The 17,742-nt window shown below is 60.8% G+C and carries 13 protein-coding genes; 3 read left to right on the forward strand and 10 right to left on the reverse strand.

What is annotated here, in order from left to right; all coding sequences use genetic code 11:
- Window positions 1–110: 110 nt before the first annotated feature.
- The 4 genes from CE491_RS24340 to hutC all read right to left on the reverse strand — a co-directional run bounded on the left by CE491_RS24340 (window position 111) and on the right by hutC (window position 4,789).
- On the reverse strand, window positions 111–2,000 hold the full coding sequence (locus tag CE491_RS24340) for a sigma-54-dependent Fis family transcriptional regulator (RefSeq protein WP_110950891.1): 1,890 nt from the start codon (window positions 1,998–2,000) through the stop codon (window positions 111–113).
- 89 nt (window positions 2,001–2,089) lie between these two features.
- On the reverse strand, window positions 2,090–3,268 hold the full coding sequence (gene nhaA, locus CE491_RS24345; protein ID WP_110950892.1) for a Na+/H+ antiporter NhaA: 1,179 nt from the start codon (window positions 3,266–3,268) through the stop codon (window positions 2,090–2,092).
- Window positions 3,269–3,419: 151 nt separating this feature from the next.
- Window positions 3,420–4,022 carry a HutD/Ves family protein gene (locus CE491_RS24350; RefSeq protein WP_110950893.1) on the reverse strand — a complete coding sequence of 201 codons (603 nt, stop codon included), beginning with the start codon at window positions 4,020–4,022 and terminating at the stop codon, window positions 3,420–3,422.
- Window positions 4,019–4,789 (reverse strand): histidine utilization repressor, encoded by a 771-nt coding sequence (hutC, locus tag CE491_RS24355; protein WP_199885243.1) that lies wholly within the window; start codon window positions 4,787–4,789, stop codon window positions 4,019–4,021. The genes CE491_RS24350 and hutC overlap by 4 nt, the downstream gene beginning before the upstream one ends.
- Before the next feature lie 138 nt (window positions 4,790–4,927).
- Between hutC and CE491_RS24360 the strand changes: the two genes are divergently transcribed.
- Complete coding sequence (locus tag CE491_RS24360; protein ID WP_110950894.1) at window positions 4,928–6,292, forward strand: formimidoylglutamate deiminase; 1,365 nt, start codon at window positions 4,928–4,930, stop codon at window positions 6,290–6,292.
- A 133-nt stretch (window positions 6,293–6,425) separates the two neighbouring features.
- On the opposite strand, the gene CE491_RS24365 is transcribed toward CE491_RS24360, so the two are convergent.
- The 6 genes from CE491_RS24365 to CE491_RS24390 form a co-directional block, all read right to left on the reverse strand.
- The gene (locus CE491_RS24365) at window positions 6,426–6,923 is read right to left on the reverse strand and encodes a lipocalin family protein (RefSeq protein WP_234407675.1); all 498 of its coding nucleotides are present in this window, start codon (window positions 6,921–6,923) and stop codon (window positions 6,426–6,428) included.
- Window positions 6,924–7,009: 86 nt separating this feature from the next.
- Window positions 7,010–7,264: an outer membrane protein assembly factor BamE domain-containing protein gene (bamE, locus tag CE491_RS24370; protein ID WP_110950895.1), complete on the reverse strand. Its 255-nt coding sequence runs from the start codon at window positions 7,262–7,264 to the stop codon at window positions 7,010–7,012.
- 272 nt (window positions 7,265–7,536) lie between these two features.
- The gene (locus tag CE491_RS24375) at window positions 7,537–8,547 is read right to left on the reverse strand and encodes a class 1 fructose-bisphosphatase (RefSeq protein WP_110950896.1); all 1,011 of its coding nucleotides are present in this window, start codon (window positions 8,545–8,547) and stop codon (window positions 7,537–7,539) included.
- Between the two features lie 180 nt (window positions 8,548–8,727).
- Window positions 8,728–10,113, reverse strand: a complete 1,386-nt coding sequence (locus tag CE491_RS24380) for a DUF3999 domain-containing protein (protein ID WP_110950897.1) — start codon at window positions 10,111–10,113, stop codon at window positions 8,728–8,730.
- A complete protein-coding gene (locus tag CE491_RS24385; protein ID WP_234407670.1) occupies window positions 10,110–12,959 on the reverse strand; it encodes a DUF2339 domain-containing protein in 2,850 nt (949 codons plus the stop codon). Before CE491_RS24385 ends, CE491_RS24380 begins: the two co-directional genes overlap by 4 nt.
- 233 nt (window positions 12,960–13,192) lie before the next feature.
- Window positions 13,193–15,676 carry a glycogen/starch/alpha-glucan phosphorylase gene (locus CE491_RS24390; protein ID WP_110950898.1) on the reverse strand — a complete coding sequence of 828 codons (2,484 nt, stop codon included), beginning with the start codon at window positions 15,674–15,676 and terminating at the stop codon, window positions 13,193–13,195.
- Between the two features lie 299 nt (window positions 15,677–15,975).
- Here CE491_RS24390 and pip point away from each other — a divergent pair, with 299 nt between their 5' ends.
- Together pip and dtd are read left to right on the forward strand one after the other, a co-directional pair.
- The gene (pip, locus tag CE491_RS24395; RefSeq protein ID WP_110950899.1) at window positions 15,976–16,947 is read left to right on the forward strand and encodes a prolyl aminopeptidase; all 972 of its coding nucleotides are present in this window, start codon (window positions 15,976–15,978) and stop codon (window positions 16,945–16,947) included.
- A 117-nt stretch (window positions 16,948–17,064) separates the two neighbouring features.
- Window positions 17,065–17,502 carry a D-aminoacyl-tRNA deacylase gene (gene dtd, locus CE491_RS24400; protein ID WP_110950900.1) on the forward strand — a complete coding sequence of 146 codons (438 nt, stop codon included), beginning with the start codon at window positions 17,065–17,067 and terminating at the stop codon, window positions 17,500–17,502.
- Window positions 17,503–17,742 lie beyond the last annotated feature (240 nt).

Below are 17,742 nucleotides of genomic sequence, written 5' to 3' on the forward strand. Positions count from 1 at the left end.
CCGTCACCGCCAGCAAGCCGCGTTGCGACTACGTTTGCCTTTGGACCGCGGTTGCCAGGGCCAAAACAGCTGTTTCACAGGTTTGTATCAGATGTGAATCCAGGGAGTACTCACGAACTGCGCCGTTTCCCCGGCATTTCAATCCCATGCTCGTTCACCCGTCGATACAACGTCGCGCGGGAGATTCCCAGCGAGCGTGCGGCGTCCCCAGGTTTCCAGCGATGACGGATCAGCGCGTCCAGAAGCAACTGCCGCTGTGGGCTGACGGCCTGGTCTGCGAACTCCGCCGTCGGCTGATTGCCCCGGATTTCCAACGGTAGATCACCCACTTGAAGGGTCGCGCCTTCGCACGCTGCGCAGGCGTAGCGCAACACATGGCGAAGCTGCCGGATGTTGCCCGGCCACGGGTAACCAAGCATCCGTTCCAGCGCCTGTGCACTAATACCGAGAGCGCCGCCGCTGTTGTGCGCGTGTTCCGCCAGAACTTGATTGAGCAGTGCGAGTTTGTCGGCTCGGTCGCGCAATGGCGGCAATTGGAACCGCGCGCACCCCAGGAGCCAATACAGGTCCTCACGAAATGCGTCCCCAGCGACCATCGCCGCCAGATCGCGTTGGGTCGCGCACACCAGCTGAATATCCACCTTGTGTCGAGCCGATTCCCCCAGCGAAACCACTTCACCTTTGGCCATCACCCGCAGCAAGCGGGCTTGTAGACCCAGCGGCATGTCGCCGATTTCGTCGACAAACAAGGTGCCACCGTCCGCCTGTACCAGCAGCCCCTTCGTGCCTGTTTCAGACACCCCGGTGCGTGGATCTGGGAGATCACCAAACAACTCGCTCTCGATCTGACTCGCGGGAATCGCCGCGCAGCTCAGCACGACGAACGGCCTGCCGCGCCGAGCGCTATGTTCGTGCAGTTGGCGCGCGAAAACTTCTTTGCCCACACCGGTCTCACCCTGGATCAGAATCGGCAGATCGCGATCCTTGATTCTCACCGCCAAACGCAGATTCTCTTCGATGCGGGGATCGATTTTCGCGCTGTCGGCAATCCGCGCAGCGACCTGTGCGCGACGAGGACGCTGGCGCGGCGCGCTCAGGCGGGCCTGCAACGTGCAGGATTCGCCACGCCACTGCAGCTGTTGGGATGTATCGTCACCGAGCCCGTGCAAGGCATCCAGATCGAACACCTGACCTATGTACTCCGGCAGATGCCCCAGTCGCAGACGTAGCGCCTGTCGGGCTTTGCTGTTAAGCGCCTGCAACCGACCGTCGTTGTCCCACGCCAGCAACATGTCGGGCTGACTGTCGACATACCCTGGCGTGCTGTGGGCGCGCAGAATCCAGTGGCCTTGGGCGCTGTGCATAAAAAACGCGTTCTCGATGGCTCGCGCGCTCTGCAACACCATCTGCTGCACCAGCGCCTGACTGCGCCGATCATCGGGGGATTGCAGCGCCGAGGCATCCATGACGCCGAGCAACTGGCCTTGCGGGTCGAAAATCGGCGCTGCCGAGCAGGTCAGGCCGATGAAGGCCGCCCGAAAGTGATCGCGCTTGTGTACGGTCACGGGTGAATGACTGGTCAGCACGGTGGCAACGCCGCAGGTGCCTTCCTCCGACTCCGACCAGCAAGTGCCCAGATGCAGGCCCGCTTTGCGGCAATCGCTTCGGATGTTGACGTCGACCCGGTAATCGATGGTCTGCCCCAGCGCGTCGGTGAGCATCACGCAGTAGTCGGCATGGCGCACGCGAGAGTGGAGCTGGGTGACTTCCTCGCTCGCCACGCGCATGAACAGCTCCGAGCGTTCGCGGCATTCTTTGAGCAGGGTGTGGGACAGGATGCGCGGCCCCTGCAACGAGCCAGGGTCAAGATGATGCTGAGCCATGGAGCGGCGCCAGGAATCAAGGATCAGCGGCGGGACAGGCGCTTGGGTGTGACGATCGGCATTACGCACCACGCGGCTGACGCAGTCGACATGGGCTCTGGAGTTCACGGCCAGCATTGACGCCTCCGGTTCTCGAACTTTTGTTGTTATGCCGGCCATTAAGCGCCCATCGAACGAACGCGACAAGCCTTGGAGCGTATGTCCGATCAGCTTCTGCTCAATCGACTGCGCAAGATCAGAATCCCGACCACCGCTGACACGATCGATCCCAGCAACACTCCCACTTTCACTTCATCGATCAGATGCGGCGCGCCGGGAAACGCCAGGTTGCCGATGAACAGGCTCATGGTGAAACCGATGCCGCAGAGCAGCGCGACGCCATACATCTGCACCCAGTTACTGCCTTCGGGCAACGTCGCCAAGCCAGCCCGAATCGCCAGCGCCGCAGCCAGAAACACGCCAATCTGCTTGCCGACGAATAGCCCCAACGCGACACCCAGCGGCACGGGGTCCACCAGATTGCCGGGGGTGATACCTGCCAACGAAACTCCTGCGTTGGCAAAGCCGAATACCGGGACCACGGCGAACGCGACCCAGTAATGCATCTTCTCTTCGAGCAACAACAGCGGCGAGCGAGCTTCTTCCTGACGCGTGCCCAGCGGGATGCACAGCGCCAACGCCACACCGGCCAGCGTTGCATGCACGCCGGACTGCAACACGAAGAACCACAGCAGCAGGCCCAGCAGCAGATACGGCAACAGGCGCTGAACGCCCATGCGGTTGATGATGACCAGCACTGCCAGTGTTGCGAACGAAGCGCCGAGCATGGGCAGATTGAGGCCGGTGCTGTAAAACAGCGCAATGATGGTCACAGCGCCCAGATCGTCGAGAATCGCCAGGGCAGCGAGAAAGACCTTCAGCGAAGTCGGGACGCGCTTGCCCAGCAACGACAGCACGCCCAGGGCAAAGGCGATATCGGTTGCCGCCGGGATCGCCCAGCCGCTAAGGGTTTCGGCGTTGCCTGAGTTGATGCCGACATAGATCAGCGCCGGCACCAGCATCCCGCCCGCAGCTGCAAAACCGGGCAGCGCGCGCTGCCCCCAAGTGGCAAGCCCGCCGGCGAGCACTTCGCGTTTGATTTCCAGGCCGACCATCAGAAAGAAGATCGCCATCAGGCCATCGTTGATCCACAACTCAACCGACAACCCGCCCCAGACACTGTGCAGCGCGGCGAAGTAAAACGCGGCCATGGGCGAGTTGGCGACGATGATCGCCGCCAGCGCAGCGCCCATAAGAACGATCCCGCCTGCGGATTCCGAGGCGAGGAAACTCGCGAGAACGGCGAGTGCGCGCGGAGTTTGTTTGTCGGGATTGAGCAGTGTCATTCGCGTCCTTGTGTCAGTGCAAAAAGCGGAAATTAACACAGGCCGGGGACTATCTCCTGTAGGAGCACGCTGGCCTGCGATGGCAATGCGCCAAATAAGCCTGCGTTGGCCGACAGAGGGCAATCGCGGGCAAGCGCGCCTATAACGGCGGTCAGTGTGCCTGGACCGCAGTCAGTTCAATCACACACACCCGGCTCGCACTCGGCGCATACAACACCACTTCCAGCAACGCCCCTTCGGCATTGTCCAGTTGTAGACAATCGTGCCGTTCCAGCAATTGCGGCGGATGTTCACCCACGTTGGCCGCGATCTGCTCGGCAACGCTGAACACCACGAACACATTGGCCGAGCTGAAAAACCGCTGCGGCTGTAGCACGTCGATCCATTGCAGACGCGCCCGATAGCGGGTCGGGGCGTAGATCAGATTGAAGTCGCGGATCGGCCCGTCCAGCAATGTGCAGGACACCTGGCTGTCACCGCTGAAAGCAAATGGATCGGACGGCAGCAGCGGTTCGCTGTCCTTGCCGTCGACATTCAGCGTCATTCCAGCGCCTTGCAGCACCGTGATGATGCGCAGGTAACCGGCGAATACCGAAAAACCGCCCGACTCACCAATGTCTGCAATCGACAGGCGCCAGCCGAAACCGTCCAGACCCTTGCCGGTGTCGCGGGTGATTTCCTCAGTGCTGCCACCTCCGTTTTTCCAGGGCATGCGCGGATAATCGGCCGCACGCAGAACTGTCAGTTGAGTCATTTGCTGAAGCGTCCTTCCAGACGATGGCGTGAGCCAGGGTGAATCAGGCGCGCTGCGGTCACCGGTTGGCGGCCCGACCAGGTACGACGGCGCACCAGCAGGCACGGCTCGCCCTTTTCGATCTGCAGCAGCTTGCACTCGTCGGGGTCGGCCAGAATCGCCTCGACCACGTGCTCGCCCTCGGTCAGCGGCGCGACCTGATTGAGATAGGCGTAGGGGGTTTGTTTGGTGAAGTCCTGCTGCAGATATTCCGGGGCGACCAGCGCATTGACGAAGCGGTCCTCGATTTGCACGGGAATATCGTTCTCGAAATGCACGATCAGCGAATGGAACACTCGCTGACCTTCACGCATGTCCAGCGCCAGCGCGCGCTCGGAGCCGGCAGCCTCTTCGCAGAGGATGATCACCTGGCAGGTGTGGGTGTGGCCGCGGGAGGCGATTTCATCGGCGATGTTGTGCACTTCGAACAGTGCCGATTGGGTCTTGGGCTCGGCGACGAAAGTACCGACGCCCTGCATGCGCACGAGCATGCCTTCGGCGGTCATCTCGCGCAGTGCGCGGTTGATGGTCATGCGGCTGAAACCGAGTTGGGTCACCAGCTCGCTTTCGGACGGCACGCGGTGATGCGGCGGCCAGGTTCCGTTCTGGATCTGCTGGGTGATCATTTGCTTCACCCGGGCGTACAGCGGCGCCGGACTGTCACCCATCTGGGCGGCCAGCGGAGAATTGGCAGGCGGAGTCGGCACAGAAAAATCCTTGTCAGGCATGATCGATCAATGAATGAACAAGCTACGAACAGCGCCCACGCTAACCATTAACGCGAGCGCCGACAAGCTTGCCGGAGTTTACCGGGCAGGCAAACGTCTGTATATGTATAGACAATTTCACGCGAGGGGTGCGAAGCAATGTCCGTTTTCTTTGCCGAACGAGCGTTATTGCCCGCTGGCTGGGCCAATAACGTACGTTTTGAAGTCAGCGTCGATGGTTTTCTGACCAACGTCCAGGCCGAGGCCGACCGTCAGGGCGCCGAACTGATAAGCGGTCCGGTCATTCCCGGCATGCCAAATCTGCACTCCCACGCGTTTCAGCGGGCGATGGCGGGGTTGGCGGAAGTGGCGGGCAATCCGAATGACAGCTTCTGGACCTGGCGTGACTTGATGTATCGCCTGGTCGGCCAGATCAGCCCGCAGCAACTGGGCGTCATCGCACGTCAGCTGTACATCGAAATGCTCAAGGGTGGTTTTACCTCGGTGGCGGAATTTCATTACGTCCATCAAGACACTGCTGGCAAACGCTACGCCAACCCCGCTGAGCTGGCATTGCAGGTCAGCCAGGCGGCCAGCTCGGTCGGGATCGGCATGACGCTGCTGCCGGTGCTGTACACCCATTCGGGTTTCGGCGGCCTGGCGCCCAACGAAGGGCAGCGCCGATTCATCAACAGCACCGAAAGCTATCTGGATCTGCAATCACGCCTCAAGCCGATCATCCACGCACAACCGGCGCAGGCGCTGGGGCTTTGTTTTCACTCGTTGCGCGCCGTTACGCCGCAGCAGATCAGTGAGGTGCTGGCGACCGGCGACAAGCAGTGCCCGATCCACATCCACATCGCCGAACAGCAGAAGGAAGTCGACGACTGCCTGAACTGGAGCGCACGTCGCCCGCTGCAATGGCTGTATGAAAACGTAGAGGTCGATGAACGCTGGTGTCTGGTGCACGCGACTCATGCCGAAGCCGATGAGGTGACAGCAATGGCCAGGAGCGGTGCGGTGGCGGGTTTGTGCCTGACCACTGAAGCGAACCTGGGCGACGGGATTTTCCCAGCGGTGGACTACATCGCCCAGAGCGGCCGTTGGGGGATTGGCTCCGACAGTCATGTCTCGCTGAGCGTGGTCGAGGAGCTGCGCTGGCTGGAGTACGGGCAGCGCTTGCGCGATCAGCGGCGCAATCGGCTTTACCGTGCCGATCAGCCGATGGTTGGCCGCACGCTGTATGACGCAGCGTTGCTCGGTGGTGCTCAGGCACTGGGCCAGCCGATCGGTGCGCTGGGGGTCGGCAAACGCGCGGACTGGCTGGTGCTGGACGGCAACGACCCGTATCTGGCCACCGCCTCGGGCGACGCGATCCTCAACCGCTGGCTGTTTGCCGGAGGCGATCGTCAGGTGCGTGAGGTGATGGTCAACGGCCGTTGGGTCATTCGCAATGGCCGGCATGCCGATGAAGAAGAAAGCAGCCGCGCGTTTGTACAGGTGCTGCGGGCGTTGTTGGGGTAAGGCTGCCTGACAGCGCGAATCTGGATTTAAATGCAATCCCCTGTACCAGTCCGGCTTGCCAACGGTAGCGATTTCAACGACGCCACCGCCGGCACGCCGTGTCGCTAAAGAGGCCCGTGTTCGCAGCCGAAAATCAATCCACCACCTTCGCAATCTTCGAATCCTCGATCCGCCAGATCAGTCTGGTGGTGTCGTACCCCTGCTGCTGCGCGTTCATCAGCAACTCGTTGCGCATCGAATCGGACACGTGAGCCGTGCGCGACAGCAGCCACAGATACTTGCGATTCGGGTTGCCGACCAGCGCCAGCTTGTAATCGTCGCTGACGTACAGCACCCAGTAATTCCCCTTGGCGGCACCCGGCAGCAGCCGCGAGAACCAGTTGTCGAACACCACCCACAGCTTGTCGGTCTTGCCCTCCACTTGTGGCGAGGCAGTGCCAGTCGCTTCTTCCCATTTGCCCTCCATGGTGCGGCAGCGATTTGTCACCGCAATATTGCCGTCATCGTCGAGCTTGTAATGGGCTTCGGATTGCGCGCAATTACGCTGGAAGAACATCGGCATCCGTGCCAGCTCGTACCAGGTGCCTTGATAGCGTTTCAGGTCGACATGATCCTCGGTTCTGGGGGCCATGGAGTCTGCTTCCGGTTTCACCGCGCAGGCGCTGAGCCAGAGTGTTGCCAGCGCAATCGTTGCAAGGCGCATCAAGTGACTCACGTTCATTTGAGCCCCTGATTCGAATACAGCACGACTTTATCCGCCGCGTACTGAACGCTGATGAACGCTTTCTGATCGCCCCAGGTGCAACTCGACATCCCCAGCGCGCCGGAGCATTGCGTCGGCGTGCCGAGCAGTTGTTCGACCTGGGCTTTGGACATGCCCGCCGAGAGTTTCGAGTAATTTTCCAGAGTGACCTTGCTGCACGCGGCAAGCAGCACGCAAAACGATAACAACGCGAGAGAGCGCAAAGACATGGGTGAAGCTCCTGAATCGAGAGGGGCAACGTCGCAGCGATAGGACGTTGGCTTGTTGCCGAGAGATTAGAAGAGCAAAGCAGGGGTCTGGTTCCTTTGGGCGCTGACCCGCGCCGATCTGCTCTTGATTCCGCCCGCAGGGCGCGGGAGTGGCCCGCGGCCAGAATCGAAAGCCTATCGCGAGCTAGCAGCCTGATGCGTCACAAGCCACATCGTGGGATGTGTTCGAAAGCGCGCCCCATCCTGCACAGACAGCCGAGACGCGCTCATTTTTACGCCTTGTGGTACGAGGTGACGCGGTCGACTTCTTCTTTGGAGCCCAGATAAACCGCCACGCGCTGGTGCAGGCCGTCAGGCTGGATGTCGAGGATGCGTTGGTGACCGTCGGTGGCCGCGCCGCCTGCCTGTTCAACCAGGAAGGACATTGGGTTGGCTTCGTACATCAGGCGCAGCTTGCCTGGCTTGGAAGGCTCACGGGCGTCGCGCGGGTACATGAACAGACCACCACGGGTCAGGATGCGGTGCACATCGGCAACCATCGCCGCCACCCAGCGCATGTTGTAGTTCTTGTTCAGCGGGCCTTCTTCACCAGCCAGCAGCTCCTCGACGTAGCGCTTGACCGGCGCTTCCCAATGACGTTGGTTGGACATGTTGATCGCGAACTCCTGGGTGGACTCCGGGATCTGAATGTCTTCGTGGCTCAGCACAAAGCTGCCCATTTCGCGGTCCAGGGTGAAGCCTTTGACGCCATCGCCCAGGGTCAGGACCAGCATGGTCTGCGGGCCGTAGATGGCATAACCGGCGGCGACCTGTTGGGTGCCCGGTTGCAGGAAGGCCTTTTCGTTCAGGGCTTCGTTCTGGCTCAGGTATTCGTTAGGGCAACGCAGTACCGAGAAAATCGTGCCGACCGGGGCATTGATGTCGATGTTGGACGAGCCGTCCAGCGGATCGAACACCAGCAGGTACGCGCCTTTGGGGTATTTGCCTGGAATCTGGTAGGCGTTGTCCATTTCCTCGGACGCCATGCCTGCCAGGTGACCGCCCCATTCGTTGGCTTCGAGCAGGATTTCGTTGGACATCACGTCCAGCTTCTTCTGCACTTCACCTTGAACGTTCTCGGTACCCATGCTGCCGAGCACGCCGCCCAGGGCGCCTTTGGATACCGCGTGGCTGATTTCCTTGCACGCACGCGCCACCACTTCGATAAGGAAGCGCAGATCGGCAGGAGTGTTATTGCTGCGGGTCTGCTCAATCAGATAGCGACTCAGGGTAACGCGGGACATGGAGAGCTCCGAAGGTGGGGAATAAAAAACGCGCACAGTTTAACGCGTGTAAGGACTTATTACTGCCTGTCAGACCGACGCTGTAGTGATTGAGTTCACGAGCTACATGAGCGTCAACGTTCGAGCGTGACACGTTGAGGTGGATCTTCCGCGTTTTTTGGTTGCAGGATCGGTTCAGCGCTAACGCTTGTCATTCGATGCGCGCAACGTGCCAACCGCCATCCACCCCAGAAAAATAACCCCCAGCACCAGCACGCCCCACAAGCCGACGCGTTTCCAGTCCGGCTCGGACGCCACCGGGGCGGCAGGCGCAGGCACGGTCACCGAGGCGGTCGTCAGTTCCGCGTTGCCCAGCGTCGCCAGTTTCTCCGGCGTCACGCCCGGCACCAGCGTGTTCAGCGGCAGATTCGCACCTTTGATGGTCGCGTTGCCGATGGCCAGGCTGTAAGGTGGTGCGCCGCGTCCCAGAAACACCAGTTGCGTGGCGCGCACGGCGAAGCTGAGTTTCGGCGCGTCCTTGCCCAAGCCACCGCCGCGGTCATCCACTTCCAGCTTCAACTGCTGCACGATATTGCCGGGCAGTTCCATCTCATCCTGCACTACGTCCTGACCATTTTGCGTCAGACGATAGAGCAGGCCGCTGTCGATGACCTGCCACGGCGCATTACTGTCGTGCCGACCGTAAAGCGTGGCGGGAGCGAGGCTGTTGGGTTGAGTGATATCGATCTTCATGCGCTCCAGCGGCAAGGCTACCGGCAGCTGCCAGACATATACGCCAGGTTTCTCGACGGAACCTGCGATGCTCGGTGACCAGCTCAACGGCAGCACGCCCGGACGGGTACTGACCAGTTGCGCAGACGTCAGCGTCGGGGCCGATTGCGGCGCGCTCCACAGCAGACGCAAGTAGCGAGCGCTGCGGCCCGGTAAGGTCACGACGCGCTGTTCGACCAGTTCGTCGGCAAACGATAGCCGCGCCACCTGACCCTCGCCCCAACGTTTCCAGTGCTGCAGATCGTCGCTGGCTTCGATGCTGAAACGCTGGAAGCCTTCGCGCTCGGTGCTCCAGTCGAGAATCAGCTGGTCGAGCGGCGCGTTGATAGTGCTGGTGTCCAGCAGCCAGCCGCGCAGGATTTCTTCGCCGGCCTCGATTTCACCTTGCGGCTGAACCTCGACCAGTGTGCCATTAGGCGTGCGTTCGACGCGGATTTTTGGCTCGGCATCCTTGGCATCGTCGCTGTTGTAGAGCGCAAACCACTTCACCGCGACCGATGTTTCATCTTCCGCGCGCTGCGGCTGGCCGAGGGTCAGGGCATAGGGCTGGGCCTGGCCATCGGCGTTGAACACGCGAATGTCATTGAGGTTGCTTTGGCGGGCATTGAGCTGCAGGGCCAATGGCAGTTCGAGGCGATACCACGGCCCTTCGCCATCGACATGGAGCGGCATATGGGTGGCGAAATCGTCTGGCAGATCCTCGGCCTGACTGAACAGCGCTGCGCACAGCATCGATCCGAAAACGGCGGCCTTGACGATGAACTGACGGCTCAACAACTGACTCCTGATTCTCATGGCAATGCCGAATCCGTAGGCGCAACGTCAGGTGATGACGGGTTGCGGGTAGGATTTTTCGGCGGCAATGGTGCGAAATATCCCACTACGAGCAGCAGAATGCCAACGCCGATAAACGAGACGATGCGTTCCAGACCGCCACGATTGCTCAATTCCACGAAGAACAGCTTGGCGACCACGATGCCGATCAGCACCGCACCGACGATCCACGCATCACGGCGTGCGCGCAGGTGGCCGCCGATCATCAGGGTCAGGGCCATCAGTGTCCAGACGATGGACAGACCGGCCTGCACGCGCATTGACTCGACCAGCGCATCGGTATGCCAGGCCACGCCTGCCCAGTGATGAGCGCTGCGCATGACCATCGCTGTTACCAGCGCGAATATCGAGGCGCCAGCGATCACCAGCGACGTTTTGCGAGCGTGGTCGGGGGTGACGCCCAGTTGCGGCAACTGTTGACGGGTCCAGCTTGAAATGCCGGCCAAAGTGATCAGCAGACCCAGTTCCAGCGGGTTGATCAGGGGAATGTAGGGCAGCGGATCGGCCGCACCTTCGCTGAACCCATTGGCCAACCAGAACCACACCAGCATCAGCACCGCCAGTGGCGCGGCCGCCCAGACCCGGTATTGGCGAGGATACGCGCCGATCGGCCATGGCCAGTGGCGCGGCGCGGTCATCGCCAGCAGGTACAGGCTCGGCAGCAACGCCCAGCCCAGCCAGCGCCAAGCGTTGTAGGACTCGGACAAGACCAGCAGGCCGTAACGCAATTCCAGCGAGAGCACGCCGACGATCAGCCAGCAACCGAGCACATGAGCGGCGGTGCGCAGGCGAGGGTGCAGCACGCTATCGAGCTGTTTGAGTGACAGCAGATGAACCGCGAACACCGCGAGCCAGCCCAGCCAGCCCCAATCGGCGGCCGTGTTGTAATAAGGCATGAACGACATCAGGCCCAGCAAAACGAAACCGGCCGGGGTCAACAGGCTGCACAACTGAGCAAGGCCCGACCATTTCAGGCGCAGCGCTGCGATGGTCCACAGGCCCACGCTGACGGCGCCCAGCAGCAACAGTGTCGATACTTCCCGGGCGTTGGGCACGTAATGCGTGCCGACGCAGAGCGCCACCGACCACCAAAGCGCACCCCAGATCAACAGCGATGGCTGCAACACTCGTTCGCTGAAGGCCAGACGCAGGGTGCCGATGCGCTCGACCGTGAAGGCACTGACCCAGCCTGCGAGTGCGATGATCAACGGCGTCCAGAAGTCGCCATGATCGACGCCTGGCGCATACCAGCGGCCGACAATACCGAGAAACGCGACGCCTGCGCCGAGCTGCAACAACAGCCCGAAGAACCGCGCCAGCAAGCGGTTTTGGCGCATGCCGAGCCAGAACACAGCCGCGCCCTCGACCGCCCAGGCTACCGTGGTCCACTGCGCGCTCAGGCCCAGAGGAATCGCCAGCGTCGCGAACACCACGCCCAATGACAGGCAGGTTTCCACCAGCAGCAACGCACGATTCCTTGTACCAGCCGGTGCGTGGCCGGCGAGGATTCGAGCGATGCCCATATAAAGGAGGCCCAACACCAATGCGCTGAATGCCGCACCGAATTCGATGTGTTGGACGATTGCATATTGCAGGCCGAACCCGGCGATCGGCGTGCCGAACAGCAGGCTGCCATCGACGTAATGACTCTGCTTGGCCGACCAGCGCAGCATCGCTTCGCGGCTGTCGTTTTCGGGACCGCTGGCATGCTCCTGCAACTTGCGCCGGGCGAACAGCAGGCCGATGGCCAGATACATCAGGAAGAACAGAATCAGGAACGGTTCGGTGCTCCAGAACAACTCCGGTGTGTATGACTTCAAGCCCCAGGCGCAGCCAATGCCGAAGGTGCCGACGAAGCCGATCAGGTTCAGTGGGCGCCAGGCCCGGAACCAGGCGATGGCAAAGATGCCGGCGTTGAGCAAGGCGAAATAGCTGAACAGCGCGACGTGGCTGCCGTCCCCGGTGGACGTGAGCAAGGGCGCCGCGAAACCGCCCAGCGCAGCCGCGCAGGCCAGGGCCAGCGAGTTCTGGGTCAAGGCGAGGATGGCCGAGAACACCGTGACTGCGATCAGCAGACCAAGTGCCATGCCCGGTACCAGCAGGGTGTGGACCTTCATCGCGGCAAAGACCGTCAGGTACAGCACCGCCACGCCCGTGCCTTGCAGCAACAGGGCGAATGATTCATTGCGATGGCGCAACCACCAGCCCAGCCCCAGCAGGGCCAGTGCTGCTGCCGCGACCCCGGCGTAACGCGCTTCGAGGGGCACCACCATGCCTTCGGTGGCGTATCTCAGCAGAAATGCCAGTCCGAGAAACAGCAGCACCACACCGATGCGCAGCACCGTGTTGCCGCCGAGCAACCATTCCCTGGCGCGCAGCAGGGCGCCGTCGAACACGTTCGGCTCGCTGGGCGCGGCAGGGCGATCCGGTTGTGGCGCGTCAGAATGGCCACGCCATTCGGAGTCGGTGACGATTTCGGCAGAGGCGGATTCAAGGTCCGGCAGATCCCAGACCAGCTCAGGGCCCGCGTCGGCGACCGGCTCGATATCCAGAGGCACAGGTGCGGGCGCATCCGGCAGTTGCACAGCGGCGGAGCCCAGCTGATTCAGGCGTTGTTGAATGGCTTGCAGGTCCAGGCGGGTCCTGGCGAGTTCGGCTTTCTGCGCAGCCGCTTCGCGAGCCACGGAAGAAAGGCGAAAGCTCAGCCCGAGCGCCAGCCCGACCACCGCACCCACGGCCCCGCCCATCAGCGACTCGTCCAGCACCGCGCCGATGAAAAGGCCTGCCAGCAAAAGAATCCACTGCACGCGACGACATCCCTTTTCTGCCGTTAAAACGGCGATGGCCAGGAGTATATCGGGCGTTGGAAAAGAGGAAACAATTTGTGTCGAGGGCGAGAACTGCATCGAATATTCAACAACGCCTGTAGGAGCGCGCTTGCCCTTGATGAACGATAACGCGGTTTTTTCAGGTATACCGCGTCAGCGTTTATCGCGGCCAGGCGCCCTCCTACAGGTAAAGCAACGGCAGTGTCGCGACTTCAATCCAACGCGTGCCAGATCTCGTTTGCGTACTCGCGAATGGTCCGGTCCGAGGAGAACCAGCCCATGCGCGCGGTGTTGAGCACTGCCGAGCGCCACCATTCCTTGCTGTCGTGCCAGCTTTTCTCCACGCGCGCCTGAGCCGCCCAATACGATTCGAAATCCGCGCAGACGAAGAAGCGGTCGTAGTTGATCAACTGTTCGATCAACCCGGCATAGCGATACGGATCATCCGGCGAGAACACCCCGCCACGGATCGCCTGCAGCACATCGTTCAACCTCGGCGATGCGGCGATATCGTTGTGCGCATTGAACTCGCCCGCATGTTTGCGCGCTTCGACTTCCTGCGAGGTCATGCCGAAGATGAACATGTGCTCAAGCCCGACCTGCTCGCTCATTTCCACGTTGGCACCGTCCAGCGTGCCGATGGTCAGCGCGCCATTGAGGCCGAACTTCATGTTGCTGGTGCCCGATGCCTCAAGCCCCGCAGTGGAAATCTGCTCGGACAGGTCAGCCGCCGGAATGATGCTTTCGGCCAGGCTCACGTTGTAGTTGGGGATAAACACCACTTTCAACGCACCGCGCAGGGTAGGGTCGTTGTTCACCGTACGGGCGATGTCGTTCGCCAGTTTGATGATCAGCTTGGCCGAGTGATAACTGGCCGCCGCCTTGCCCGCGAAGATTTTCACGCGTGGCACCCAATCGGTGCTCGGATCGGCACGCATGGCCTGATACAGCGCCACGGTGTGGAACAGATTGAGCAACTGACGCTTGTACTCGTGAATCCGTTTGACCTGCACGTCGAACAACGCTTCCGGGTTAAGCGTTATGCCCATGCGGTCCTGAACGATGGCCGCCAGCGCGGTCTTGCTTTGCAGCCGTTGCGCGGCGAACTCTTTCTGAAACGTAGGATTGTCCGCCAGCGGCTCTAGCTTGAGCAGCGCAGTTTCATGATTGTCGAGCACTTGCTCGCCCAATTCCTTGACCAGCATCGAGGTCAGCTTCGGGTTGGACTGGAACAGCCAGCGGCGGAAGGTGATGCCGTTGGTTTTGTTGTTGATCCGATCCGGATAGAGCTTGTGCAACTGTGCGAACACGGTCTTGCGCATCAGCTGCGTATGCAGCGCAGATACGCCGTTGATGCTGTGCGATCCGATAAACGCCAGGTTACCCATGCGCACGCGACGGCCGTTGTCTTCTTCGATCAGCGACACGGCGCGCAGCAGGCCGAACAAATCAGGGTCGTCCTTGTGTTCCAGACGCACGTTGTCGATGTGCTGGGCGTTGATTATGTAGATGATCTGCATGTGCCGCGGCAACATGCGTTCCATCAGGCCAACCGACCAGGTTTCCAGCGCCTCGGGCAACAACGTATGGTTGGTGTAACCCAGGGTGCCGACCGTGATGCGCCAGGCTTCGGCCCACTCCACGTCGTACAGGTCGATGAGGATCCGCATCAGCTCGGCGACAGCAATCGAGGGGTGCGTGTCGTTCATCTGGATAGCAGCGTGCTCGGGCAGGCTGTTGATGGTGTAACCCATGTTCTTGTGGCGGCGCAGCAAGTCTTGCAGTGAAGCCGAGACGAAGAAATATTCCTGCCGCAAACGCAGTTCCTGGCCGGCTTCGGTGCTGTCGTTCGGATACAGGACACGCGAGATACTTTCAGCCCGTACTACCTCCGCAACGGCACCGACGTGGTCACCGGCGTTGAAGCGCTCAAGGTGCAGGTCCTCTACCGCCCGGGCACGCCACAGACGCAGGGTATTCACGGCCTTGCCGCGCCAGCCGACCACCGGGGTGTCATAGGCAATCGCCCGCACCGTTTCGCCAGCGGTCCAGATCTGACGGGTTTCGCCGGAGGCATCCAGGACGGGGGTGCCAGTGACGTCGAGTACTGGCTGAACGCTGCCGCCAAAGCCGATCTGGTAGATCACTTCCGGGCGCTCGAACTCCCACGGGTTGCCGAAATCCAGCCAGTTCTCGGTCTGCTCCTGCTGCCAGCCGTCGACGATGGCCTGGCGAAACAAACCGTGCTCGTAACGAATGCCATAGCCGTGACCGGCGATGCCCAGGGTCGACATGCTTTCCATGAAGCACGCCGCCAGACGGCCGAGGCCACCATTGCCCAGTGCGGCATCGGGTTCAAGCGTACGGATCTTCTCCAGATCAACCTTCAGGTCTTTGAGTGCTTCACGGGCGATTTCCAGGATGCCCAGGTTGCTCAGGCTGTCGAACATCAGGCGTCCGATCAGGAACTCGAGCGACAGGTAATACACGCGCTTCTTTTCTTGCCGATAGATGTAGCGTGTGTGGTTCATCCACTTTTCGGCCATTTTGTCGCGGGTCGCCAGGGCGATTGCCATGAACCAGTCATGGTCGAACGCATGGTCGGCATCCTTGCCGACGGCATACTCGAGTTTGTTGAGCACAGCTTCACGAAAGGCTGCCACTTCAGCGTCACGAACGTTGGGTTCCGGAGACATCGGGTACGACCTCAAGTTGGTTGGACGATTGAATGGGTTGTTTGACTGTAGGGCGTGCCAGCGGATATGTCGTCTCAAATGGATAAATAACCGCTGGCATGACCCCGGTTTCGACTCAGGTAGAGCGCTCTGGTTCGCCGACGCTTCAGGTTGTCAGGTGTTTTGGCAAGCTTGCATTGATCGTTCCAATTTCGTCAGCCAAGCGCGCAAACTTGCGAACATGATCATTTGCCAATTCGGGTTTATGATGCCCAACGGCAGATAGATAGAAGCCCCTGAATTGAACTTATGGAGCACCTATGCAGACTTTGTACCCGCAGATCAAACCCTATGCCCGGCACGATCTGGCAGTGGAAGAGCCTCATGTGCTGTATGTCGATGAAAGCGGCTCGCCCGAAGGCTTGCCGGTGGTGTTCATCCACGGCGGGCCGGGTGCGGGATGCGATGCGCAGAGCCGTCGCTACTTCGATCCGAACCTGTACCGCATCATCACTTTCGACCAGCGCGGTTGCGGCCGTTCTACCCCCCACGCCAACCTCGACAACAACACCACCTGGCATCTGGTCGAAGACCTGGAGCGCATCCGCAAGCACCTGGGGATCGATAAATGGGTGCTGTTCGGCGGCTCGTGGGGTTCGACCCTGGCGCTCGCCTACGCCCAGACTCACCCTGATCGTGTCCACGCGCTGATCCTGCGCGGCATCTTTCTGTGCCGTGCGCAGGAGATCAAATGGTTCTATCAGGAAGGCGCGAGTCGTTTGTTCCCGGATTACTGGCAGGACTATCTGGCACCGATTCCGCAGGATGAACGCGGCGATCTACTGACCGCCTTCCACAAACGCCTGGTCGGCAGCGATCAGATCGCCCAGATGCACGCTGCCAAAGCCTGGTCGACCTGGGAAGGCCGCACCGCGACCTTGCGGCCGAACCCGCTCGTGGTCGACCGCTTCTCCGAGCCACAGCGGGCGCTGTCCATCGCCCGTATCGAATGCCACTACTTCAGCAATAACGCTTTCCTTGAAGAAAACCAACTGATCCGCGACATGCCCAGGATCGCGCATCTGCCGGGGATCATCGTGCATGGCCGTTACGACGTGATCTGCCCGCTGGACAACGCCTGGGAACTACACCAGAACTGGCCGAACAGCGAATTGCAGGTGATTCGCGACGCAGGCCATGCGGCGTCGGAGCCGGGCATTACCGACGCATTGGTACGCGCCGCCTCCCAAGTGGCTCGGCGATTGCTGGATCTTCCACCGGAAGAGGCATAACAAAGAATTGCGGGGGTCATATCTGTAGCGCTCCGGCTTGCCGGCGGCAGCGATTTAAGGGCGTCATCGCTGGCAAGCCGTGCTACAGGGGCTGACCATTGCGGCATGAGGTATTGAATGAAAGGTTTGCTCCAGCGCGTGCGCAGTGCGCGCGTTGATGTCGCTGGCGAAACAATCGGCGCCATCGATCACGGTTTGCTGGTGTTGGTGGGGGTGGAACCTCAAGACAATCGGGTCAGCGCGGACAAATTGCTGCACAAGCTGCTTAACTATCGGGTGTTCAGCGACGCGGACGGCAAGATGAACCTGTCCTTGAGCGATGTCGGCGGCGGATTGCTGCTGGTTTCCCAGTTCACCCTGGCGGCCGATACGCGCAGTGGCATGCGGCCAAGCTTCTCCAAAGCCGCGCCTCCCGCGCTCGGTGCCGAGCTGTTCGACTATCTGCTGGAGAAGGCTAAAACCTCGCACACGATGGTCGCTTCGGGCCAATTTGGTGCAGATATGCAGGTGCATCTAATCAATGATGGCCCTGTGACATTTTTGCTGGAGAGCTAAACCGCCGATTTTGCCTGTCGTACCCGAATTTATTAGGCAAAAAGCCATAAATACTTTGTTTCCCCTGATGCGTTGTAACGCGGGCTACTAGATAATCGCGCGCTACAAAGACGGGCGAATGCGCGTCAAATTGGTAAAAACGCAGACTGGTCCGAAACCGTTTGGGGAATCATTGGCCCCTTTCGGAGTCGGAACAATGCTCGCCAACCCGGCATTTGATAGCTGGCCGTTGGTTTTTTC

This window comes from Pseudomonas bohemica, assembly GCF_002934685.1.
GTDB classification, from domain to species: domain Bacteria; phylum Pseudomonadota; class Gammaproteobacteria; order Pseudomonadales; family Pseudomonadaceae; genus Aquipseudomonas; species Aquipseudomonas bohemica.